This window comes from Streptomyces sp. NPDC050534 (assembly GCF_044457745.1).
Classification (GTDB): domain Bacteria; phylum Actinomycetota; class Actinomycetes; order Streptomycetales; family Streptomycetaceae; genus Streptomyces.
In genome coordinates this window covers 1141372-1164380 of sequence record NZ_JBITHF010000001.1, presented here as the reverse complement: position 1 = coordinate 1164380, position 23009 = coordinate 1141372, and the positions used below count along the sequence as shown (strand labels likewise).

Genomic DNA, 23009 nt, shown 5'->3' with positions numbered 1-23009 from the left:
GATGGACGCGTGTCCGAAACTCCCTTCACCAGCCCTCTGGTCGGCCGCCGCGAGGACCTCGCCCGCCTTGCCGACGTCCTGGAGCGTGCCCGCGGCGGCGAGGCGGGAGCCGTGCTGGTGGCGGGGGACGCGGGGGTGGGCAAGACGCGCCTGCTGGACGAGGTGGCCGGGCGGGCCGCGGACGCCGGCATGACCGTGCTGACCGGGCACTGCGTCGACCTCGGGGACGTGGGCCTGCCGTATCTGCCGTTCACCGAGATCCTCGGTCTGCTGATGGGCGACGAGCGGTTCGCCCCGGTGCTGGCCGCACACCCCGTGGTGGACCGGCTGCTCGGCTCGGGGACGGACGCCGCGCGGGACCCGGGCGGACGGTTGCGGCTCTTCGAGGGCATGGCCGGGCTGCTGGCCGACGTCGCGGACACCGCACCGCTGCTGCTGGTCCTCGAGGACCTGCACTGGGCCGACCAGTCCTCCCGGGACCTGCTGCGCTTCCTGCTCAGCCGCGGCGTCCTCCAGCGGCCTGCGGGCGGCGCCCCCACCCACCGTCTGGCCGTCCTCGCCTCCTACCGCGCGGACGACCTGCACCGCCGTCATCCGCTGCGCCCGCTGCTGGCCGAGCTGGTGCGTCTGCCCGCCGTGGAGCGGCTCGAACTGCGGCCGCTGGCCGATCCGGAGGTCACCCGGCTGGTGCGGGCCCTCCAGGACCGCCCGCTGCCGGACCTCACGGTCCGGCGCATCGTCGAGCGCGCCGAGGGCAACGCCTTCTACGCCGAGGAGTTGCTCGCCGCCACCGACCCGGCCGCGGGCGGCGTGCCCAGCGGGCTGGCCGACGTACTGCTCATCCGCGTGGAGCAGTTGTCCGAGACGGCGCAGCAGGTGCTGCGTACGGCGGCGGTCGCCGGGCGGCGCGTGGAGCACGACCTGCTGCGGGACGCGGTCCGCCTCCCGGAGGACGAGCTGGAATCGGCGCTGCGCGAGGCGATCGGCCGCCAGCTCCTCGTCCCCGGAAGCGGGGACACGTACGCCTTCAGGCACGCCCTGGCCAGGGAGGCGGTGTACGCGGACCTGCTGCCGGGCGAGCGGGCCCGGTTGCACGGCGCGTTCGCCCGGCTGCTCGCCGAGCGCGGCCGTTCCGCCGAGAGCGCGGCCGAGCGCGCCCACCACTACCGCGAGAGCCACGACCTGCCCGAGGCGCTCGCCGCATCCCTGGAGGCGGCCGACTACGCCCAGCGGGTGGGCGCGCCCGCCGAGGAGCTGCGGCACCTGGAGACCGCGCTCGACCTGTGGGCGTCGGTGGATCCGGCGGCGCGGCCCTCGGGCGACGGCACCGACCGGGTGACGCTCACGCTGCGCGCGTCGGCGGCGGCCGCGCATGCCGGTGAGTCGCACCGGGCGGTGTCCCTGACCCGGTCCGCCCTCGCGAGCACCGGCCAGGACACCGACTCCGAGCTCGCGGCCCGCGTCCGGTACACCCTGGCCGGCAACCTCATGAGCGTCGACAGCCTGACGGCCGCGTTCGCCTACAGCAGCGAGGCGCTCGCGATGATCCCCGCCGATCCGCCGACCCGGACATGGGTGTGGGCGGCGGCCACCCATGTCCTCGCGGCCCGCCACATCGGGGAGAACGAGACGGCACGCCGGGTCGCCCAGCAGGCCCTGCGTGTCGCCGAGCGGTTGCGGGTCACGGACGCGCAGGCCGATCTCCTGATCTCCCTGGCCATCCTGGAGAGCGGCGGCCGGCGCGGCGCCCGGGGCCAGGAGCGGCTGAGGGAGGCCCGGGAGCTGGCGAGACAGGCGGGGAACGCACCGGTGGAGATGCGCGCCCTGTTCAACCTCGCCGTCGGCTCCTTCGAGGCCGGCGATCTCGAGGGCTGTCTGCCCTGGGTGACCGAGGGCCTGGACCGCGCCCGCCGCGCCGGGCTGCTGTCGTCGCCGTATCCGCTGGAGATGCGCTATCTGCATCTCCTGGTGCTGTACACGCTGGGCCGCTGGGACGAGTGCGCGCGGGCCGCGGCGGCCGACGAGGCCGTGCTGCCCACCGCGGGCGGATACACCATGGGGCCCGCACTGTACGTGGCACTGGCCCGCGGCGACCTGCGCGCCGTCGAGCGGGCGCGGCACCTGCTGGACGGTCCCTTCGACTGGATGGCCACGCTGATCGCGGGCATCGCGCTGACCGAGGCCGCCGTGCTGCGGGGTGAGCCGGAGGCGGCCGTGGAACGGACGCGGGCCACGGTGGACGCCCTGACCGACGACGCGGGCCACCGGCCCGACCTCTCGGTCCGGCTGGCGGCGCTCGCCCTGTCGGCGGTCGCCGACGCGGCCGTGGAGCTGCGGGCGGCCGGCGGCGAGCCCGGCCGCTGGAAGGACACCGCGGACGAACTGGTAGAGCTGGCCCGGGAGACGGCCCTGCGCGATGACGACGGCACCCCGCAGGGCCCCGAGGGACTGGCCTGGCTGGCCCGCGCCGAGGCGGAGTGGCTGCGCGCGGTGTCCGGGCCGGACGCGGCGGCCTGGGAGAAGGCGGTGGCCGCGTTCGGCTACGGCGATGTGTACGAGCACGTGCGGAGCCAGGCGCGGTTCGCCGAGGCTCTGTTGGTGGCCGAGCGGCGCGAGGAGGCGGCCGTCCAGGCGCGCGAGGCGAGAGCGGTGGCCGAGCGGCTCGGCGCGACTCCCCTCCTGGAGCGGATCGACGGTCTGATACGCCGCGGCCGCCTCGCCGACGCCTCGCCGGACCGGGGGCGCCCCTCACCGCTGACCGCCCGCGAGCAGGATGTGCTCCGGCTGCTCGCGCGCGGCCGCAGCAACCGGCAGATCGGCGAGGAGCTGTTCATCTCGGGCAAGACGGCCAGCGTCCACGTCTCCAACATCCTGGGCAAGCTGGGCGCCGCCAGCCGTACGGAGGCGGTGGCCATCGCCTACCGGCAGGGGCTGATCGCACCGGAGCCGACGACTTCGGGCTGACCTCAGCGTCCGGCGCAGTCGAGACTCTTGAGGTCGACGGCGTCGGCCATCGCCTGCATGCCCTTGTCGTCGGGGTGCAGATGGTCGCCGCTGTCCAGGGCGGGCAGCATGCGCTCGGGGTCGTAGGGGCTGCGCAGGATGTGATCGAGGTCGGTGACGGCGTCGAAGTCCGCGCTGGTGCGGATGAATTGGTTCACGTCCTGGCGTACCTTCTCGCCGGCCGCGTCCCATTCCGACCAGCCCTTGTACGGGCCGACGGTGGCGGCGACGACGCACTTGCCGGCCGCGTGGACCCGCTCGGCGATCTGCCGGTAGCCGGCGATCAGGTCCTGGGCGGTGGCCCCGGGGTGGGCCTTGATGTCGTTGACCCCCTCGAAGAGGAAGACGGTACGCACGCCCGGCTGGGACAGCACGTCGCGCTGGAGGCGTTTCAGTGCGCTCGGACCGCCGCCGTCCGCCAGGACCTTGTTGCCGGAGATCCCCTCGTTCGCCACGCCCTGCACATCGGTGTCGGCAGCCTGGAGCCGGCGGGCGAGGTAGTCGGGCCAGCGGCGGTTGAGGTCGCTGGAGGACGCCCAGCCGTCGGTGATGGAGTCTCCGAGGGTGGCGACGGCTCCGGTGCCCGCGAGCGTGCGCACGGAGACGGCGTCCAGGTAGAACCAGGAGCCGAGCACCTCCGTCCAGGGTTCGCCGCCCTCCTCCGCGGTGTGGTCGCCCTGGGCGGCGTACGACGTCTGCATGGCCATCCAGTGTCCGGTCGCGGGTCCCGCCGCGTCGGGTGAGTGGATGCTGACGACGAGGTTGGTCGCGGCGGGGAGCCGGCCGGGCAGGGGGTCGCTCAGGGTGGCGCCGCCCGCGGGGACGGTGACGGAGCGGGCGCCGTCGAAGGTCAGTGGGCGGTTGCTGCCGTGGACCAGTTCGGCGCCCTGCTTCTGTACGCCCGCGTAGACGCTGTCGAAGGTCACCGGCCGGTCCCCGAAGGCGTTGGAGAGCCGGATCCGCATGTCCCTGCCCGCCGCGCTGGTGTGCACGACGAGGCGGTAGGCGCGGCCGGCGACCGCCTCGCCCATGCGGTCGGCGCTCGCGGCCCAGGTGACGACGTCACGCCGGTCCACGGGCGCACCGGTCACCACGAACCTGGGCTGATCGGCGGACGCGTGCACCGGGGTGGCCTGGACGGCGCCGGCCAGCAGCAGGAGGGCGCCGAGGCGGCCGGCACGGGCGATTCGGGCCGTCACCGGGCGAAGTCCCTCAGCGTGACGGAGCCGCCGGTTTCCAAGGTCACGGATCTCGAGGTGCCGCCGTGGGCGACGGTCGTGGTGCGGCCGCCCACGCTGCGGATACGCGCCTCGGTGGGCTTCCCGTCCCGCCAGCTCAGGTCGACGACGAAGCCGCCGCGGGCCCCGACGCCCCGCACCGAGCCCGACGCCGCCCAGGCGCCGGGCAGCGCCGGCAGGAGTTCGATGTGGCCCGGGCGCGAGTACAGGAGCATCTCGGTCACGGCCGCCGGTGTGCCGAAGTTGGCGTCGATCTGGAAGACGCCGTCGCCCGGTCCCAGTTCGTAGATGTCGAACAGGTTGGGGGCGGTGCCGTTGCTCCCGTCGGACGAGGGGCGCAGGTTGTTCACGATGAGCTGGTAGGCCTTGTCGGCGTCCTTGAGGCGGGCCCAGCACAGGCTGCGCCAGGCGTTGGCCCAGCCGAAGCTGTTCATGCCGCGCGCGGTGAGCAGTGAGGTGGCGCCGGCCACGATGTCGTCCGGGGTGGAGCCGTCGGGGCGGATGCGGTCTCCCGGGAAGAGCCCTACCAGGGGCGAGAGGTGACGGTGGGTGGTCTCACCGAGGTTGTCGGGGCTCATCCACTCCTCCAGCCAGCCGGTCTTCGGGCTCACCTGCGGAAGGTACAACCGCTTGCGGAGGCCGGAAACCGTCGCCGCGTACCTATTGTCACATTTCAGCTCTGCTGCCGCAGTGCAGAAGTGGCCGAACAGCGCCCACACGAGTTCCTGGGCGTAGGTGATGCCCTTGGCGTCGAGCGGGCCCTGTTCCGGCGACCAGTCGCTGTCGGCGATCAGGACCTCGCGGGAGGTGCCCGGGAGGGTGGTGGTGAGCAGCCGCGCCTCCCAGAACTCGCAGGCGCCCTTGAGGAGGGGGTAGATCCTCTTCAGATGGGCTCGTGACTGCGTGTACTCGTAGTGCTCCCACAAGGTGTTGCACAGCCAGGCGTTGCCCGCGGGGTGCCACCACCAGCCGCCTCCGCCATAGGGGTTGGTGGAGATGGCGAGGGTCCAGCCGGCGTTCCTGCCGCTGGAGTTGCGGTAGCGGTTGCGGGAGTCGTTGAACAGGCGGCGGGTCAGGTCGGTCCAGGACGGGAGCTGGGCCACGCAGTAGTCGGTGAGCGCGTCGAAGCAGGAGGGCAGGCCGGCCCGGTCGGCCATCCAGTAGTTCATCTGGATGTTGATGTCGGTGTGGTAGTCGCCCATCCAGGCCGGGTCGTTGCCGTCGAGCCAGAGCCCCTGGAGGCCGAGCGGCAGGCTGCCGCGCGAGCCGGAGATCATGAGGTAGCGGCCGAACTGAACGTAGGCGGCCTCGAGTTCGGGGTCGGGATCTCCCGTCTCCGTGCGTGACCTGATCCGCTCCCAGGTGTCCAGGGCACGCTGTCCGGCGGACGACGTGCCGAGCTCGATGCCGAACTGCCCGAACAGGGCGCGGTGGTCGGCGACATGGGTGCGCAGCAGGGTGTCCGCCGAGTGGGCGGCGGCGTCGCGGACCTTCGTGCGCGCCAGCTGCCGGGGGTCGAGCGAGGGATCGCGGAAGCCCTTGGCCGCGTCCGGCGCGTAGTTGGTGCCGCCGCTCACCACCACGGTGAGGTCCTTGCAGCCGGCGAAGCTGATCTGCGAGCCGGCGACCGTCAAGCGGCCGCCCGTGCCGTGGGCGGTGACGGCGGCTCCGTACTTCAGCCCGTTGGGCAGCGCGGCACCGAACGCGGTCGCGGCGCCCTCACCGTGCATGCCCTCCAGCGTGACGGTCCCGGTGTAGTGGCCGCCGCCGCTCTGCGTGAAGTGCAGGACGATCACGTCGTCGGGGCGGCTGGCGAAGATCTGCCGCTCGTACGTCGCGCCTGAGCGGACGTACGAGGTGGTCACCACGCCTCGCGCGAGGTCGAGGGTGCGGCGGTAGCCGGAGACGGCACCGAGGTCGTGGTCGGGGATGTCCACCGTCAGCCGGCCCAGCAGCGTGAAGGACCCGAAGTCGTCGCGGCCGTAGGGGAATTGGCCGTCCGCGTCCAACTCGTCGTTTAGGCCGCCGGTCCACATGGTGGCGTCGGTGATGAGCAGCAGCTCGCGTCCGGAGTCGTTGCTCGCGAGGGCGCCGAGGCGGCCGTTGCCGACGGGGAGCCCCTGTTCGATCATGGAGTTGCCGTCGGCGGGCGCCTGCCACCAGAGCGTGTCGCGTGAACTGCTCTCGTTCGAGGCCGGGTTGCCGGGGCGCTCCGGTGCGGCGTGGGCCGTGAAGGCGGGGAGGCCGGCCAGCGCGACGCCGGCGGTCGTGGCGAGGGCGAGCAGGTCGCGTCTGGGCAGCAGGTGGGACGGATCGGTGTTCATGGCGGCTCCTACGAAGGGGGTCAGGAGGACTTCGGTACGTCGATCCGGTCGATGTCCGGCGCGTAGCCGTTGCCGCTGTCGAAGGTGATCGTGTTGGAGCCGGCCTTGAGGGTCAGCGGAATGCTCACCGTCTCCACGGTCCCCCAGTCACCGGTCGAGGGGAACTTGTGGTTCGCCCCGCCACCGCCGTCGGCCGAGACGGCCACGGAGCGGGCGTCGCCGCTGACGTAGGCGATCTTCACCTGGTAGGTGCCGGCCTTGGGAACGGCGATGTCGTTGAAGGTGAGCTTGCCGCCGAGGTAGAGGTTGCCGACCTTCTTGGCTCCGGAGCAGGCGGCGCAGTCGGCGACGGAGGCGTTGCCCGCGAGGGTGTTGGCCGGGGACTCGGCCTCGTAACCCGTGAACGCGAGGGCCTGGCCGCGCGGGGTGACGGTGAACAGGCGCGAGCCGTGGGCGGGCAGCGCCTCGGTGACCTTGTCCTTGAGGGTGCCGAGGCTCTCGTGGTTCCACAGGTCGCGCACGGCGGCCTTGCCGGTGAAGCCGAGGGAGGCCCAGGAGGCGGAGACGGCGGCGGGCTTGTCGGCGAGGTTGAACAGGGCGACGGTGTAGCCGCCGTCGGGGTTCTTCGCGGCCCACACCTGCTGCGCGTCCGAGGGCGTGATCGGGCGTGCGGGCGGGGTGTCGCCCTGGTTGACGGCGATGACCTCCTTGTTGGTGAGGAGGGACAGGCCGTAGGAGTCGAGGCGGGTGAGGTCGTCGCCGGTGAAGAGGGGGGACTTGGCGATGGCCCACAGGGTGGCGTAGCTCTGCCGCTCGGCCTTCGTCAGGCCGTCCATCTCTCCGTTGCCGACGTCGAGGGAGTCGAGGTCGTTCCAGCCGCCGGGGCCTGCGTGCCGGGTCCAGCCGGGGGTGTCGTCCCAGCGGTCGTCGACGGAGTTCTCCCAGCTGACGAGGGTGTTGCAGTAGCACTCGACGTCGGTGTCGATGCGCCAGCCGTTGGAGTACTTCTTCCAGTCGGCGGCGTGGCCGATGTCCAGGGACCAGGACAGTTCCAGGTGGATCGGGCGGCCGGTGGCGGCGATCGCCTTGTTCCAGGCGGCCACGTCGGCAACGTTGTCGTACTGGTCACCGCTCTTTCCGGAGCCGGGGCCGACGCCGTCGAGCTTGAGGAAGTCGTAGCCCCAGCCGGCTATCAACTGCGCCTGGGAATCTATGTACTTCTGCGTGCAGGGGCGGGAGAAGTCGAGCTTGTAGGAGCTGTCCCAGCCGTTGGTGGTGCGCAGGTCGCCGTAGACGATGTCGGCGGTGGTGCAGCCGTCCGCGTTCCAGATCGGCGACTTGCCGTCGTTGTACGCCTCCTTCTCCAGACCGGCGGGCAGGTAGATGCCGGCCTTGAGGCCCTTGGCGTGGATGCGGTCGGCGACGGCCTTCATGCCGTCGGGGAAGCGCTTCGGGTCGGCCTTCTGGCGGCCGTACTCGTCGTATTCGGGCTTCCAGCCGTTGTCGCGCCACCAGCCGGCGTCGATGTTGACGTACTCGTAGCCGTACTTCTTCAGCTTGGCGGCCAGGGCGTCCGTCTGCTTGGTGACGTTGGCCTCGGTGAGGTAGCTGTAGTCGCCGTCCGGGTTGAGGCCGGGGTACTTGGACGACTGCATGCTCCAACTCGACCAGCCCATATAGGGCTTGGCCGCGACGGCGGGTGCCGTGGGCGTGGTCGTCGCGGTGCGCGCCGAGGAAGCGGCGTTCTCGGCGTGGGCCGTGGGGACGGCGGCCACGGCACCGGCGGCGAGAGCCAGGACCACAACGGCTCTCAGGGTGCGTGCGGGCATGACGGAGTACGAGGATGACCGCATGGGTCGTACCTCCAGGGGAGTCGGTTCAGCGGCTCGGGGGCGGGTCGTCGGGGGTGATGAAGGACTGGATCGCGGTGGCGGCGGCCCCGCGTGCCCACTCCTCGAAGGCGAGCGGGCGGGTCTGGACGTCACAGTGGGCGGCGGAGCCGAAGGCGGACGCCGCGAAGGAGTCGCGGATCTGCTCGGCGAACAGGTCGTAGGCGGCGAGGCCCTCGCCGGAGATGATCACGCGTTGCGGGCCGAACAGGTTGGCCACGGTGGCGATGCCGCGGCCGATCGCCTCACCCGCCCTGGCGTACGCCTCGCGGGCTCCGGCGACTCCCCGGTGGGCCAGCGCCGCGGCCTCGGCGGTGCCGGCGACCTCGGCCCCCGTGGTCTCGCGGATCCGGCGGACGATCGCGGCGTCCCCCGCGATCGCCTCCACGCAACCGCGGTTGCCGCAGTGGCAGGGCGGTCCGGCCGGGTCGACGGTGACATGGCCGATCTCGCCGGCCACGCCGTGCGCACCGGCGACCACGCGGCCGTGCACCACCAGTCCGCAGCCGATGCCCGCGCCGACGGTCACCACGGCGAAGTCGGACAGGCCCACGCCGGCCCCGAACCACTGCTCGGCGACGGTCAGGGCGCGGACGTCGTTGTCGACGGTGACCGGCAACCCGGTCGACTTGGCGGCGAGTTCGGCGAGGGAGACGTCCCGCCAGCCGAGGAAGGGCGAATAGCGTACGGCCCCTTCGGCGCGGTCGACGTCGCCGGAGACGGCGATTCCGAGACCGAGGACCGGTGCGCCGAACTCCTCGGCACCGGTGTGCAGTTCGTGCACAAGGTCCGTCAACGAGGCCAGCACGGAGGTGTCCTGGCGGTCCGTCAAGGGGGTGCGCCGGGCGAGGCGGATGCGGCAGCGCAGGTCGGTCAGCACGCCGATGAGCTCGGTCGCGGTGACCTTGACACCGATGAACAGGGCCCGGCCGCCGTCCACTTGGACCAGGTTCGCGGGCCGCCCGAGGGCCGGGGGCGCCTCCTCGTCGGCGGTCTCCACCAGGTAGCCGGCCGCCAGCAGCGGGCGGACCGCCTTGGTGACGGCGGCCGCCGACAACCCGGCCCGCCGGGCGGCCTCCAGCCGGGTCAGCGGGCCCTGGGACAGGACCGTGGTGAAGATCTGCGAGGCGGCCGGCGTGTGCGCCGGGAACGTCTCGGCAGGCGGGATCGAGCGCATGGCTCGGGAACCTAGGGCCCTTAATTTCCGCTGTCAATAAAAGAGACAGGAATCGCCTGAAGGCTGCCTGTGAGGTTCCGGTGGCCTTCCCGTGCCGTCAACTGCCTTGCGCGGCACGTGAACAGCGGTCCCACCAGCCCTCCTGCGGCACGGAGCACACCGTGCCGCAGGAGTCGGCTGCCGTCCGGTCAGTGGTGCGCGGCCGGGGTGTTGGCGGCGGTCACGTCGACCGCGGACCAGGCCAGGTCGACCGTCTTGTACTCGGTGCTGTTCTGGCCGTAGAGGTCCTTGGCCGCCTTCAGCGTCGCGACGCGCGCGCCGTGGAAGTCGGTCGTGGAGACCATGTAGCGGGTCAGGGCGCGGTAGAAGATGGCGGTGGCCTTGGTGCGGCCGATGCCCTTCACCGTGGAGCCGTCGAAGGTCGGCGAGTCGTACTTGACCCCGCCGATCGTCTTCTGGCCGCTGCCCTCGGCGAGCAGGTAGTACGCGTGCGAGGAGACACCGGAGCCGGCGTGCACCTCGGCGTCGTAGACCTGGGGCGACCAGTAGTCGATCGTGCCCTCGAGCTTGTCCAGCGACGGGTGGTCGAGACGGCGCAGGAACTTCTGGTCCAGGCCGAGCTTCTCGCCGATGAGGTAGTCCGGCTTGTCCTTGGCGTTGTTGGTGGCGAACTCGACGTTGGAGCCGAAGATGTCCGCCAGCGACTCGTTGAGCGCGCCCGGTTCGCCGTACTGGTTGCCCTGCGCGTCGACGCGGGTGGGCTCCAGCTTGGCGGTGGCGTCCACGACGCCGTGGGTGAGTTCGTGGCCGGTGACGTCGAGGACGACGAGCGGCTTCTTGAACATGTCGCCGTCGCCGTCGCCGTAGAGCATGCAGTCGCAGGTGGAGTCCCAGAACGCGTTGGCCACCTTCTTGCCGAAGTGGACCATGGCGTGGGCGCCCTTGCCGTTGTTCTCGATGCCCTTGCGCCCGAAGGTCTTCTTGTAGAAGTCCAGGGTCTTGGTGACGCCGTACTGGGCGTCGGCGGCGGCACTGTTCCTGCTGGTGGTGGCGCCGTTGCCGAAGACGTCGTTGGCGGTGGATATCTTCTTGCCGCGGCCGAAGCTCTCCAGCTCCTGGCCCTTGGCGTCCCGGGTCTCGGTGCCCCAGTGGGTGGGGTCCTTGAGGAGGTAACTGGTGCGCGCCGTCCGGGTCGTGGTCAGCGGTATCTGGCCGACGAAGAGGGACTTGCCGGTGCCGTGGGCCGTCGACGGGTAGCGGGCGGCGGCGGAGGCCGACGACGACGCCAGAGCTCCGGCGGCCTGCGAGCCGGCGCCGACGGCGGGGTCGAGCTTCTCGCCGTGCTTGCGCAATTTGTCGAGCAGTCCCGGCGACATGAACGCGTCGCTGTCGGGCGTGTTGCTGCGCACCTTGCCGGTGACGGCGTCGATGACGACAGTGCTGGAGCCGCCGCTCTCGGCTGTACCGCTGTCGCTCACGCGCACCTGGTAGGCGAGCGCGGACCCGCCGTCCCGGGCGTCCACGACGAGTTCGGCGGTACCGGCGTCGCCCTTGGCGGCCGTGGCCGCCTTCTGCTGGGCCTGGTCCGCCGACAGCTTGGCGGAGGTGGCGGCGGTGGGCTGCACGGCGTGGCCGGCGGCCCGGGTGACACCCGCGTACGCCAGCTTCCCGGTGAGGTGGACGACGAGGTCGCCGCCGAGGACCGGCATGCCCTGGTGGGTGCGGGTGAACCGGACGTGCCGGGCGCCCTCCGGGTCGATCATGACGTCCTCGGCCTGCAGTTCGTCACCCTGGGCGACGCCGGTCGCCGAGGAGTGGGCGACGGCGGCGGCTCTCGCTGCGGACACCACGGACGCGGCGGAGGCGTCGGCGGTGGCGGCATGGCTCGTCCCCGTGGCGGGGCCCGCGAAAGCGGTGCCCGCAAGGCTCGTGGCGGCCGTCGTCACGGCGACGGCGACCGCCACGTTGCGTATGTGCGGCCTACGCACAGTTGAGGGTCCTTCCTTGCAAGGCGGCCGGGTTCGCCAACCGCCCTGACGCATGGCGCCGTTGAGCGCCATGGGGGCTGGTCGGGCCCCCGGTCGAAACCCTTTCGGACGCGTCATGTCCATGTAAAGACTAAAAAGCCAGTTTCCGTGCGATACATGGCAATACTTCGCAAATCCATGCCGCTCGGTGATCAGTGAGTGACCAACCGTGCGTCGATCGTGGAGATGTGACGGGACGGAAGAAAGTTGCCTCGCATGAATGTGACCCATCTCGCATCCAAGAGCGCGCTGCTCGGAACGGTCGTGCTCTCCCTCCTCGCAGCCCCCGCGCACGCCGCGCCGGCCGGGACGATGCCGAAGCCCGACCTGAACGGCCTCAGAGACGTGCTGCGCACCGCGCTCAAACAGGGCGCACCCGGTGCGATCGCCCGGATCGACGACCACGGCTCGGTCGCCTGGGCCGCCGCGGGCGTCGCCGACCGCAAGAGCGGACGGACCATCAGCAACGCCGACCGGTTCCGCATCGGCAGCGTCACCAAGACCTTCTCCGCCGTGGTGCTGATGCAGCTGGCCGACGAGGGAAGGCTCAGGCTCGACACCTCGGTCGACCACTATCTGCCGGGCCTGCTGCCCGACTCCAAGATCACCGTGCGCCAGCTGCTGGGCCACCGCAGCGGCCTGTACGACTACTCCAACGACATGTTCGCGAACGCGGTCCCCGGCTTCGAGGCGGTACGCTCCCAGGTCTTCACCTACCGCCAGCTGGTGGACCGTTCGCTGCGGCACAAGCGCACCAACGCTCCGGGCGCCGCGTACGCGTACTCCAACACCAACTTCGTCGTCGCCGGCATGCTCATCGAGAAGCTGACCGGCCACTCCGTGAAGACGGAGTACCAGAGCCGCATCATCAAGCCGCTGAAACTGCGCGACACCTTCTACGTCCACCCGGACAAGAAGATCCCCGGCCGCCACGCCGACGGCTACCTCACCCCGGACAAGGCTGGCGCACCCCTGGTCGACGCGACCGAGCAGACGGCGTCCTGGGCGCAGAGCGCGGGCGCGGTCATCTCCAGCACGCGGGACCTGAACACGTTCCTCTCCGCCCTGCTCGGCGGCCGGCTGATGTCGCCCGCGCAGCTGAAGGAGATGGAGCGCATGGTGCCCGTCAACGGCAGCCAGTCCTACGGGCTCGGACTGCGCAGCCGCCACCTGTCGTGCGGCGTCTCGGTCTACGGGCACACGGGCGCCGTCCAGGGCTACTACACGTACGCGTTCGCCACGAAGGACGGCAGGCGCAGTCTCTCGGCGCTCGCCAACGTGTCCAACAACGGCCGCGTGCTCAACACGATGCTGGGCACGCTGGAGTCCGCGTTCTGCGGCAAGAAGGCGAAGGACGTGCGGCCCACCGCGGCCGCCGACGAACGCCAGGAGGCCGTCGCGCCTCGACTCGCCCGGAACTGACCGGCGGGAACCCGGCCGCCCTGGCGGACGTTGTCCGGACGAGCCCACCGAGGTGGGACGACGACACCAGGGCGGCGCGATGAGCGAGTTGGCCCCCGGGGGCAACATGCCCCTTCCGGACGGCGCCGTGACCGTCCGGGTGCCCGGCCCCTTCGACGTGTCCGCGCTCATCACGGACGACGGCGGCAAGGTGCGGGGCGACGCCGACTTCGTGTTCTACAACCAGCCGTCCGCCCCGGGTGCCCGGCTGGACGGTGACACGCTCACCGTCGACCCGCCGAGACTCCGCCCCGGGGCTACGAAAGTCACGGTCGTCGTCAGCCCGGCCGACCCCGGCACTCCCCTGGGCCGGCTCCCCTCCCCCACCTTTCAGGTCTCGGCTCCGGGCGGCCGCCTCCTGGCCCGGTTCGCCCCACCGCGCCCGCGGCAGGAGACGGTGCTGCTGCTCGCGGAGATCTACCGGCGCGCCGGCGGCTGGAAGCTGAGGGCCCTCGGACAGGGGTACGCCGACGGACTCGCCGGTCTGGCAAGGGACTTCGGCGTGGACGTCATCGACGACACGGCTGCCGGGGCGACGCCGACGCCGGATGCGCACGTGCCCGGTCCGCCGCCCGCCCACGCGCCTGCCTCGCCGGCTCCCCGGGCGCCCACGAGCCGAACCGTCTTCCCCACGCCGACCCTCGTCGACCTCCACCCCTCCGGCACGGCACCCGCCCCCGACCCCGACGGCTTCCTCGCTCTGGTCAACTCCGCCCGCACCAGAGCCGGTTCACCGCCCGTCTCGCTCGACACGCGTCTGGCGTCCGCGGCCCGGGCGCACGCCTCCGCCATGGCCGCCGCGGGGCAGCTCGGCGTGGAGGGCGCGGACGGTGTCTCCGTCTACCAGCGCCTGACAGCCACCGGATACGCGTATCTCACGGTCGGCGAGCACCTGGTCTCCGGCCCGCACACGCCCGCCGACTTCGTCGCGTACTGCCTGGGCGACGAGAAGGCGAGCCGCACGCTCCGCGACCCGGCCTATACGCACGCGGGCCTGGGGTACGTGGGTGACGGCCGCTTCGGGGACATGTACTGGACCGCGCTGTGGGCGAGGCCGTTCACGCCGGGCGACCTGGCGCGGACGGCGGCCGAGGTCGTCGACCTGACCAACCGGGAGCGCGCCAGGGCCGGTCTGCCCGCGCTGGCCGCGGACGCCCTGCTGACCACCGCCGCGCAGGCGCACAGCGCGGACATGGTGGCGCGCGCCTTCTACTCGCACACCTCGCCGGACGGCAGCCGGCCCTGGGACCGGGCCGCGGCCGCGGGTGCCCGCCGGCACTCGATCGGCGAGAACATCGCCTGCGGCCAGCGCTCCCCCGCCGAGGTGGTCGACGGATGGATGAACAGTCCCGGCCACCGGGCCAACATTCTCAAACCCGACTTCACGCACATAGGGATCGGTCTCGCGGGCGGCGGCGCGGCAGGCACGTACTGGACCCAGTTGTTCGGCGCCTGACCGTCCGCAACCGCGCGGAGATCGCTTGACCCGCGATCTTGGCGGAACGCAATCGTCCGGGACAGGATGCCCGCATGAAGGGTTCCCTGTTTTCCAGCGACCACATGGTCCAGCCGGCCACCGAAGCGGGCATGACCGTCGAGAACGCCAAGTGCATCAAGTACGCGGTGAACGGCGAGATGCTCGCCCGCCAGGGCGCGATGGTCGCCTACCGCGGCAACCTCCAGTTCGAGCGCAAGGGCCAGGGCATGGGCGGCATGCTCAAGCGCGCGATGACCGGGGAGGGGCTGCCGCTGATGGCGGTGCGCGGACAGGGCGAGGCCTGGTTCGCGCACGAGGCGCAGAACTGTTTCATCGTCGAGGTCGACCCCGGCGACGAGTTCACCGTCAACGGCCGCAACGTCCTTTGTTTCGACGCCTCGTTGTCGTACCGGATCTCGACGGTGAAGGGCGCGGGCATCACCGGCGGCGGCCTGTTCAACAGCGTCTTCACCGGGCACGGCAGGCTGGGCCTGGTGTGCGAGGGCAACCCGCTGGTGATCCCGGTCTCGGCACAGTTCCCGGTCTACGTCGACACGGACGCCGTGGTCGGCTGGACCGCCGGTCTGCAGACCTCGCTGCACCGTTCGCAGTCCATCGGATCGATGCTGCGCGGCGGCTCCGGCGAGGCCGTGCAGCTGATGCTCCAGGGCGAGGGCTACGTCGTCGTACGGCCGAGCGAGGCGACGCCGCAGCGGGCCCAGCAGCACTGACACCAGGAAGTGATCTGCGCCTCAGGAGCAACCTCTGTGGCGGCCATGACGTCTTGATCCGCAACGGGTGATGCCCTGGCCCTCCGGGCCGGGGCGCATTTTCGACGCACTATACACACTGCGTATACAAAGGATGTATACCCATCACCTATACATCGAGCGTATACACGGCATGCATACGGACCGAAAGGGATCCATGTACGGCAAGGCATTCGCCCCGGAGTACCAGGGCGCGCTCACCACACTCTCCGTGAACTCCTCGCTGACGGACGTACTGGCGGCCGGCACACAGGAGTTGAGAGCGGCGGAGCGGGCCGGACGGCACGGGGAGGCGGCCCGCTCCGGGCTCGCGGTCGCCGAGGCGCACCGCAGGCTGGGGCAGGTCGGGGAGGCCGAGCAGGCATGGAAGGCGAGCTACCGCGCGGCCCGGGAGGCCGGGGACACGGCGGCGATGGCGTGGGCGCTGTGGAGCGGCGGCACCCTGGCCCGGCAGCGGGGCTCCTTCCCGCTGGCCTGGCGGCTGCTGGGGCTCGCGGCCGAACTCGGCGAGCGGGGCGGCGACGTCGTCGTGCGCGGCTACTCGCTCGCGGGACTCGCCGAGACCGGCCGGATCCAGGGCGACTACGAGGCCGTCCGCAAGCTGCACGAGCAGCTGCTGGCCGAGGCCCGGCGGCGCGGCGAGGCGCGGCACACGGTGTGGGCGCTGGAGGGCATCGCGCAGATCCATCGCAACACCGGCGCGTACGACACCGCGTTCGCCCTGTTCGAGGAGGCGGCCGAGATAGCCGCACGGGCCGAGGACCGGCGGGGGCACGCCTGGGCGCTGCGCGGACTCGCCGACATCGTGTCCGTGCGGGACGGGGACGCCGAGCGGGCGCTCGGGCTGCTGTCCGAGGCGGAGACGAGCTGCCGGGCGATGAAGCTGTCCAGCGCGCTGGCCTACAACCACAAGATGCGCGGCAACGTCCTGTACCGCGCGGGGCGTTATGCCGAGGCCCGCGGCCTGTACGAGCAGGCGCTCGCGGAGTTCCGTGCGATGAGCGAGCCGCGCGGGGAGGCGCTGGCCCGGCTCGGGCTGGCCAAGTCGCTGGCCCGGCTGGGCCGCGACCGCGCCGAGACCGCGGCCGAATTCACCGCACTGGCGGGCGAGTTGGAGCGTATCGGGCTGCGGCACGCGCGGGAGATGGTGGCCCGTGCGCAGGAGGAGTTCGGTCTCGTCGCGGAGGTGGCACGGTGACGGCGCTTCCCTCGGCGCTGCGGGCGCCGGCCGATGCCTCTCACGTGCTCGCCCGCTGCCGCGAGTTGGTGCGGCCCGCGCTGACGGAGGCCGTCGCACGGATGCACCCGTGGGTGGGCGAGATGGCCGCCTACTCCTTCGGCTGGTGCGAGGTGGGCGGTACGCCGGCCGTCGCGTCGGGCGGGAAGGGCGTACGGCAGGCACTGGCCGTGCTCGGGGCGGAGGCCGCGGGCGCGCCCGGGCGGGCCGGGGTGCCCGCGGCGGTGGCGGTGGAGCTGGTGCACACCTTCTCGCTCCTCCACGACGACATCATGGACGGGGACGCGTCGCGGCGCCGCCGCCCCACCGTCTGGAAGGCCTACGGCACCGGGCCCGCGGTCCTCGCGGGCGACGCGCTGTTCGCGCTGGCCGTCGAGACCCTCGCCACCGGGCCGGGCGGGCCGCAGGCCGTGCGGGTGCTGTCGGTCGCGCTGGGCGACCTGGTGCGCGGCCAGGCCGACGACCTGCTGTTCGCCGCCCGCCCGTGGACGGGACCGCGGCGGGTGCGGCCGGAGGAGTACCGGGTGATGGCCGAGCACAAGACGGGCGCGCTGCTCGGCTGCGCCGCCGCGCTCGGCGCCCTGCTCGGCGGCACGACGCCCTCGGTCGTCGGCGCCCTCGACCGCGCGGGGCGCCACCTCGGGATCGCCTTCCAGGTCGTCGACGACGTCCTGGGCATCTGGGGCGACCCCGCGGTGACCGGCAAGCCCGTGCACGGCGATCTGCGCGAGCGGAAGAAGACGTACCCGGTGCTGGCCGCCCTCGACGCCGGCAGTCGCGCCACCCGGCGGCTCGCCGCGCTCCTGGAGACCGGCGAGGACCCCGAGGAGGCGGCCGCCCTGATCGAGACCGTGGGAGGCCGGTCGGCGGCCATGGCCGAGGCACGGCGCCACCTCGCCGCGGTGGAGGCGGCGCTCGCCGAAGTCGCCCTGGAGACGCGGGCGGTGGACGAGCTGCGGGCACTTCTGGAGTACCTGGTGCGGCGGGACCTGTGACGGGCGGGGGCGGATCCGGACCGTGCTCCCCCGCCCCGCCGTCCGAAACAGTTTGACCTGGGCGCTCTCCCGCGTAAGGGTGCGAAGCGGTGCGGACCGTCACCCGCGCCGAAAGGGTGAGTGTCTTGATCGGGATCTCCGAAGTCGAAGCCGCGGCCGAGATCATCGCCGGGCATGTCGTGCGGACGCCGACGCTGCCGAGCCCGGGCCTGACCACGCTGCTCGGCGCCCCGGTCACCGTCAAGCTCGAACTGCTCCAGCGCACCGGCTCGTTCAAGGCGCGCGGGGCGACGGCGAAGCTGCTCTCGCTGAGCGACAGGGAGCGGGCCGCGGGCGTCGTGGCGGTCAGCGGCGGCAACCACGGGATCGCCCTCGCGGTCATGGCCGCCGCCCTCCATGTGAAGGCCACGGTGGTCATGCCGCGCTCGGCACCCGCGCGTGCCGTCGAGATCGCGGAGGCCGCCGGTGCGTCGGTGCGGGTGACGGACGACATGGCCGGGGCGTTCGCGCTCATGACGCGGTTGCAGGACGAGGGGCTGACGCTGGTCCACCCCTTCGACGACCCGCTGGTCATCGCCGCGCAGGGCACCGTCGGCCTGGAGTTCGCCGCCGACGCGGGCGAGCTCACCGACGTCCTCGTCAGCATCGGCGGCGGGGGCCTCATCGCCGGTGTCGCGGCGGCGCTGCGGGCGCTGCGGCCGGACGTGCGGATCTGGGGCGTGGAGACCGAGGGCGCCCAGGCCATGTCGGAGGCGCTCGCGGCGGGCGGCCCGGTACCGGTCGATCTGTCGTCCATCGTGTCCACGCTCTGCGCACCCGCCGCGTCGCAGTTGACGTACGACCATGTGTCCGCGCTGGTCCACGAGGTGCTCGTGGTGCCGGACCGGGAGGCGGTGCGGGGCACGCTCGACCTGGCCGACCACGCCAAGGTCTGGGCCGAGCCCGCGGCCGGCTGTCTGCTGCCGGCGGCCCGGCAGGTCCTGGACCGGGTCGGCGAGGACGTGCGGCTCGGGCTGGTCGTGTGCGGGGGCAACGCGACGACCGGTGACGTCATGGGCTGGGCGGAGCGCTTCGGGTTGCGTTGATTTCGTGCGGCCGTCCGCGGAATGCGGCCGTTTGAATTCCGGTCAGCCAAAGGTGACTTCACCGAATTCACCCGACGGCGCATGAACAAATGGGCACGGGTGCCATTGATTTGCGGATCCTTTGAACACATCCCACCGTACCCCCCGTACCTCTGTGAAAGGTGAGACGCAGGGTTTCGACGAGGGATGACCATGGTCAAGGCGCATGTCTTCACACACGAGTTGGTCGCCGGAAGGTACCGGCTCGTCGACGTCGTCCACCAGGAGACCAACCGCATCAGCTGGTACGGCAAGGACGTCGACGCCCAACGCCCCTATCTCCTCACCCAGATCGCCCTTCCGTACGACCCCGACGGTGAGGCCGCGCCCCGCGCGGCCGCCCGCATCATCCGCATGTCCGAGACCCTGGGGCTGATGTGCCCCGGCGCGGTCGCGACGGTCGTGGACGCCGTGGAGCAGGACGGCACCCTGTGGATCGTCACCGAGTGGATCGACGGGAGACCGCTCGGTGAACTCATCGCCGAACAGGGCACGTTCAACTACGTGCGGGCCGCCCGGATCGGCCTGGGGCTGCTCGACGTGCTGGAGGCGGCGCACCGCGAGGGGATCACCCACTGCGAGCTCAGCCCCGGCCAGATCTTCGTGCGGGACCGGGGCTCGGTCGTGATCACCGGCTTCGGCCTGGCCGGCGCGACCTTGGCACCGCGGCTCACCGCACCGTCGTTCGCCTCCCCCGAGCAGGCCCGCGACGAGCGCATCGGACCCGCGGCGGACCTGTGGGCGCTGGGCGCGATCCTCTACACGATGCTCGAGGGCCGGCCGCCCTTCAGGGACCGGGACCGGCCCGAGGCCACGCTGAAGGGCGTGGACCGGCTGCCGCTGCGCACACCGGTACGGGCGGGCCCGCTCACCCAGACCGTGCAGGGACTGCTCCGCAAGAACTCCCGGGAGCGGCTGACCCGCCAGGTGGTCCGCGAGGCCCTCACCCGTGCCGTCACCGAGGATCCCGACACGACGGTGAACGCCGCACCCCGGCCCCGGCTGCGGGGCGTCTCCACCGCCGCCTGGCACTCCGCCCCCACCTGGACCCGGCGCACCATGGCCGCCGGGACGGCCCTGGCGGTCGTCACCGTGGTGGTCGCCACGCTCGCCGCAACCGGCCTGCTGCCCGGCACCGGCACCGGTAAGTCCGGGACCGGCGCCGCGTCCCGGCCGTCGGTGTCCGTCACCCCGCCGGTCAGCCGGACCGACGGCCGCAGCGCCACCCCGTCCGCATCGCCCACGCCCACCGCGTCCCCGACCGCCTCTGCCTCAAGTAACGTGCTGCCGCAGGGATTTCGCCGCTACACGGCGCCAGAGGGCTTCTCGATCGCCCTTCCCAAGGACTGGGGCCGGGTGGACACCCGGCGCGCCGGCGACAAGTCGTACCGCGTGACTTTCAGCGCTGACGGCGATCCCCGCGCGCTCGCCGTCACCTACAGCACCGTCGTGGGCCCCGATCCCGTCGCCGTCTGGCGCGACGACGTACAGCCCGTGCTGGAGAAGGAGGACGGGTTCCAGCGGATCGGCACGATCCGGGCGACGACGTACCAGGGCCACAAGGCCGCCGACATGCAGTGGCTCACCGAGGCCGACGGCACCAAGGTGCGCACCTTCGGACGCGGTTTCCTGCTGGGCGGCGGCCGGGGATTCTCGCTGCGCTGGACGACCCCGGCCGCCGACTGGAACGACTCCGCGAACCAGCAGGCCCTGCAGACCTTCTTGCGGACCTTCCGCACCCCGTCAGGCTGAGTGGCGGGGTGCGCGCATCGCCCGCAGCGGAGGGTTGTGCAGCGGAGTCGTGTGCCACTTCGCGCTGAACGTCCCCTCCGGCAGCGAGCAGGTCACGCTCAGGCGGTGCGGTGTCTCCAGGAACTGGATGTCCACGGCGAGGGTGTCCGCGTCCGCCCAGCCGCCGCTCACCGCGATGGGCAGCGGCTCGTCGGTGACGGCCCAACCCGCTTGCCCGACCGGCACGTCGAGGTGGTGTCCGTCCTCGGTGAGCCGCAGCGTCCAGCCGCCGTCACCGGAGGCCACCGCGGCTCCGGTCAGCTTGGGCTGCGCCGCGCAGACGCCTCCGTACGGGGTGAACCCGGCCCCGGACCAGTCCCGCGCCCGCTCCGGCGGCGCGGGCTTGCCCGGCGACGGGGCCAGGGTGAGGCCCGCCATCCGTTCCCGCAGCGCCCGGTCCGCGTCCTGCCGCTGCGGCAGCGGCTCGGGCCCGAACGCCGGCAGCAGGTGCCGCCACACCAGGTTCAGCAGCTCCTGCATCCGTTCGGTCGCCGCGGTCGTGGCGATCACGGCGTCGTGCTCGGGCAGCACCAGGCAGAACTGGCCGTAGGCGCCGTCGCCGCGGTAGCCGTGCCGGGAGTTCCAGAACTGGAAGCCGTAGCCCTGCTGCCAGTCCGACAGGGCGCCCTCCGCCGTACCGTCGCCGTTGCCGATGTGCGGACGGGTGGCCTCGGCCACCCAGCCTTCGGGCAGCAGCCGCTCGCCCTCCCACACGCCGTCCTGCAGATAGAGCTGCCCGAGCCGGGCGACGGCGTCGGTGGCGGCATGGAGCCCGCTGAAGCCGAGTTCCCGGCCGGCCCGGTCGCGCAGCCAGGCCGCCTTCCCGATCCCGAGCGGGTCCAGCAGGCGCGGGCGCAGGTACCGGGTCAGCGGCTGCCCCGTGACGCGCTGCACGATCGCGGCCAGGCTGTACGTCGTGGGCTGGTTGTAGGCGAACACGGTGCCCGGGTCGCGCTCCGGCGGAATCAGCAGAAAGCCGCGCACCATGTCCGCGCGGTCGGTGGCGAGCGCCCGCGGGAGGGTCTCGGCCTCATGTCCGCTGGCCATGGACGCCACGTGCCGCACCAGCATCGCGCGGCTGCGCGGGTCGGTGATGTCGGCCTCGAACTCCGGGAAGTAGGAGATCACCGGGTCGTCGAAGCGGAGCAGCCCCTCACCGGCGGCGATCGCCGCGGCCGTCGCCGTGAAGCTCTTGCTGAGCGAGTACAGCAGGTGCGGGCGCTCTGCGGTGTACGGCCCCCACCAGCCGGACGCCACCAGACGGCCGTGCCGCAGAATCATCAGGCTGTGCGGCTCGATGTCCGGGGCCGCTTCGAGGGCGTCGAGGAAGGCGTGGACGCCGGCGGCGTCGACACCCTGGGCTGCGGGGTCGCTGGAGGGCAGCGGGCGGGCACTCATGCAGGCATCCTGCCCCGGTGATCCAAGGCGCATGAGGCCGTTTCCCGCCTCCCGGGCCGGGGACCCGGCCGTTATGGTGCAAATCGGATACACGATGATGACCGAGCAGGCCGGCCCCCGTGAGCTGGTCGGCCATCTGGTGCGGGCCGAGGAGGCCGGTTACGACTTCTCGGTGACGTCGGACCACTACTTTCCGTGGCTGCGCGCGCAGGGACACTCGCCGTACGCGTGGAGCGTGCTGGGCGCGGCGGCCCAGGCCACCTCGCGCATCCCCCTGATGACCTACGTGACCTGCCCGACCCGCCGCTACCACCCGGCGGTCGTAGCCCAGAAGGCCGCGACGATGCAACTGCTCTCCGAGGGCCGCTTCCGGCTCGGCCTCGGCTCCGGGGAGAACCTCAACGAGCATGTGGTGGGCGGCGGTTGGCCCTCGGTCGACGTACGCCACGAGATGCTCGAGGAGGCGGTGCAGATCATTCGCGCCCTGTTCGAGGGCGGCCACGTCAACCATCGCGGCACCCACTACGACGTCGAGTCGGCCCGGCTGTGGGATCTGCCCGACGAGCCGCCGCCGATCGGCATCGCCGTCTCCGGCGAGCAGTCCTGCACGCTCGCGGGCCACCTCGCGGACCTCGTCATCGCCACGGAACCCAAGCCGGAGCTGCTGGACGCCTTCGACCGGCACGGCGGCCAGGGCAAGCCCCGCGTGGGCCAGTTGCCCGTCTGCTACGACCCCGACCGCGACACCGCCGTCAAGCGCGCCCACGCGCAGTTCCGCTGGTTCGGCAGCGGCTGGAAGGTCAACTCCGAGCTCCCGCACCCCGATGCGTTCGAGGCGGCGACCCAGTTCGTCACCCCGGACGACGTCGCGGCGTCGATCCCCTGCGGCGACGACCCCGACGACTTCGTCGAAGCCGTGCGCCCGTACGCCGAGGCCGGGTTCGGTGAGATCGCGCTCGTGCAGATCGGCGGCGAGTCGCAGCCGGCGTATCTGGACTGGGCCGAGAAGACACTGCTGCCGGCGCTGCGCGAGGCCTTCGCCTGAGCATCGCCGGCGGTCCGTATAGGCTGCCTGTCTGCGCTTTCGCAGTCCGAGCC

Annotated in this window: 15 protein-coding genes; 9 read left to right on the top strand and 6 right to left on the bottom strand. The window is 72.2% G+C overall.

Going from position 1 to position 23009, the window contains the following annotated elements; translation table 11 throughout:
• Positions 1 to 9 precede the first annotated feature (9 nt).
• Complete coding sequence (locus tag ACIBN2_RS05400) at positions 10 to 2964, top strand: AAA family ATPase (RefSeq protein WP_399132801.1); 2955 nt, start codon at positions 10 to 12, stop codon at positions 2962 to 2964.
• A gap of 2 nt (positions 2965 to 2966) precedes the next feature.
• On the opposite strand, the gene ACIBN2_RS05395 is transcribed toward ACIBN2_RS05400, so the two are convergent.
• From ACIBN2_RS05395 to ACIBN2_RS05375, 5 genes are all read right to left on the bottom strand, one after another.
• On the bottom strand, positions 2967 to 4202 hold the full coding sequence (locus ACIBN2_RS05395) for an SGNH/GDSL hydrolase family protein (protein WP_399132800.1): 1236 nt from the start codon (positions 4200 to 4202) through the stop codon (positions 2967 to 2969).
• Complete coding sequence (locus ACIBN2_RS05390; RefSeq protein ID WP_399132799.1) at positions 4199 to 6565, bottom strand: glycosyl hydrolase family 95 catalytic domain-containing protein; 2367 nt, start codon at positions 6563 to 6565, stop codon at positions 4199 to 4201. The genes ACIBN2_RS05395 and ACIBN2_RS05390 overlap by 4 nt, the downstream gene beginning before the upstream one ends.
• 20 nt (positions 6566 to 6585) lie before the next feature.
• Entirely contained in the window at positions 6586 to 8418 is a 1833-nt protein-coding gene (locus ACIBN2_RS05385; protein WP_399132797.1) for an alpha-galactosidase D, read from the bottom strand.
• Positions 8419 to 8443: 25 nt separating this feature from the next.
• Entirely contained in the window at positions 8444 to 9631 is a 1188-nt protein-coding gene (locus ACIBN2_RS05380) for an ROK family protein (RefSeq protein WP_399132796.1), read from the bottom strand.
• A gap of 188 nt (positions 9632 to 9819) precedes the next feature.
• Positions 9820 to 11619 carry a M4 family metallopeptidase gene (locus ACIBN2_RS05375; protein WP_399132795.1) on the bottom strand — a complete coding sequence of 600 codons (1800 nt, stop codon included), beginning with the start codon at positions 11617 to 11619 and terminating at the stop codon, positions 9820 to 9822.
• Between the two features lie 255 nt (positions 11620 to 11874).
• Between ACIBN2_RS05375 and ACIBN2_RS05370 the strand changes: the two genes are divergently transcribed.
• The 7 genes from ACIBN2_RS05370 to ACIBN2_RS05340 all read left to right on the top strand — a co-directional run bounded on the left by ACIBN2_RS05370 (position 11875) and on the right by ACIBN2_RS05340 (position 20474).
• Positions 11875 to 13080, top strand: coding sequence for a serine hydrolase domain-containing protein (locus tag ACIBN2_RS05370; RefSeq protein ID WP_399132794.1), 1206 nt, complete (start codon positions 11875 to 11877; stop codon positions 13078 to 13080).
• 79 nt (positions 13081 to 13159) lie between these two features.
• Complete coding sequence (locus ACIBN2_RS05365) at positions 13160 to 14575, top strand: CAP domain-containing protein (protein WP_399132793.1); 1416 nt, start codon at positions 13160 to 13162, stop codon at positions 14573 to 14575.
• Between the two features lie 74 nt (positions 14576 to 14649).
• Positions 14650 to 15327 (top strand): AIM24 family protein, encoded by a 678-nt coding sequence (locus ACIBN2_RS05360; protein ID WP_399132792.1) that lies wholly within the window; start codon positions 14650 to 14652, stop codon positions 15325 to 15327.
• Positions 15328 to 15523: 196 nt separating this feature from the next.
• Positions 15524 to 16564 (top strand): tetratricopeptide repeat protein, encoded by a 1041-nt coding sequence (locus tag ACIBN2_RS05355; RefSeq protein WP_399132791.1) that lies wholly within the window; start codon positions 15524 to 15526, stop codon positions 16562 to 16564.
• Entirely contained in the window at positions 16561 to 17598 is a 1038-nt protein-coding gene (locus ACIBN2_RS05350) for a polyprenyl synthetase family protein (protein WP_399132790.1), read from the top strand. Before ACIBN2_RS05355 ends, ACIBN2_RS05350 begins: the two co-directional genes overlap by 4 nt.
• 125 nt (positions 17599 to 17723) lie before the next feature.
• Positions 17724 to 18683 (top strand): threonine/serine dehydratase, encoded by a 960-nt coding sequence (locus ACIBN2_RS05345; RefSeq protein WP_399132789.1) that lies wholly within the window; start codon positions 17724 to 17726, stop codon positions 18681 to 18683.
• Positions 18684 to 18875: 192 nt separating this feature from the next.
• Positions 18876 to 20474 (top strand): serine/threonine protein kinase, encoded by a 1599-nt coding sequence (locus ACIBN2_RS05340; RefSeq protein WP_399132896.1) that lies wholly within the window; start codon positions 18876 to 18878, stop codon positions 20472 to 20474.
• Here ACIBN2_RS05340 and ACIBN2_RS05335 read toward each other — a convergent pair.
• Positions 20466 to 21911, bottom strand: a complete 1446-nt coding sequence (locus ACIBN2_RS05335; protein WP_399132788.1) for a serine hydrolase domain-containing protein — start codon at positions 21909 to 21911, stop codon at positions 20466 to 20468. The genes ACIBN2_RS05340 and ACIBN2_RS05335 overlap by 9 nt on opposite strands.
• 73 nt (positions 21912 to 21984) lie before the next feature.
• Here ACIBN2_RS05335 and ACIBN2_RS05330 point away from each other — a divergent pair, with 73 nt between their 5' ends.
• The gene (locus ACIBN2_RS05330) at positions 21985 to 22956 is read left to right on the top strand and encodes an LLM class F420-dependent oxidoreductase (RefSeq protein ID WP_399132787.1); all 972 of its coding nucleotides are present in this window, start codon (positions 21985 to 21987) and stop codon (positions 22954 to 22956) included.
• The last annotated feature ends 53 nt before the right edge of the window (positions 22957 to 23009 follow it).

Excerpts from the sequence above, each read along its gene's own strand:
- ACIBN2_RS05335 (WP_399132788.1), bottom strand. The coding sequence starts at position 21,911 with ATGAGTGCCCGCCCGCTGCCCTCCAGCGACCCCGCAGCCCAGGGTGTC.
- ACIBN2_RS05365 (WP_399132793.1), top strand. The coding sequence starts at position 13,160 with ATGAGCGAGTTGGCCCCCGGGGGCAACATGCCCCTTCCGGACGGCGCC.
- ACIBN2_RS05355 (WP_399132791.1), top strand. The coding sequence starts at position 15,524 with ATGTACGGCAAGGCATTCGCCCCGGAGTACCAGGGCGCGCTCACCACA.
- ACIBN2_RS05370 (WP_399132794.1), top strand. The coding sequence starts at position 11,875 with ATGAATGTGACCCATCTCGCATCCAAGAGCGCGCTGCTCGGAACGGTC.
- ACIBN2_RS05390 (WP_399132799.1), bottom strand. The coding sequence starts at position 6,565 with ATGAACACCGATCCGTCCCACCTGCTGCCCAGACGCGACCTGCTCGCC.
- ACIBN2_RS05380 (WP_399132796.1), bottom strand. The coding sequence starts at position 9,631 with ATGCGCTCGATCCCGCCTGCCGAGACGTTCCCGGCGCACACGCCGGCC.
- ACIBN2_RS05385 (WP_399132797.1), bottom strand. The coding sequence starts at position 8,418 with ATGCGGTCATCCTCGTACTCCGTCATGCCCGCACGCACCCTGAGAGCC.
- ACIBN2_RS05330 (WP_399132787.1), top strand. The coding sequence starts at position 21,985 with ATGGTGCAAATCGGATACACGATGATGACCGAGCAGGCCGGCCCCCGT.
- ACIBN2_RS05340 (WP_399132896.1), top strand. The coding sequence starts at position 18,876 with ATGGTCAAGGCGCATGTCTTCACACACGAGTTGGTCGCCGGAAGGTAC.
- ACIBN2_RS05360 (WP_399132792.1), top strand. The coding sequence starts at position 14,650 with ATGAAGGGTTCCCTGTTTTCCAGCGACCACATGGTCCAGCCGGCCACC.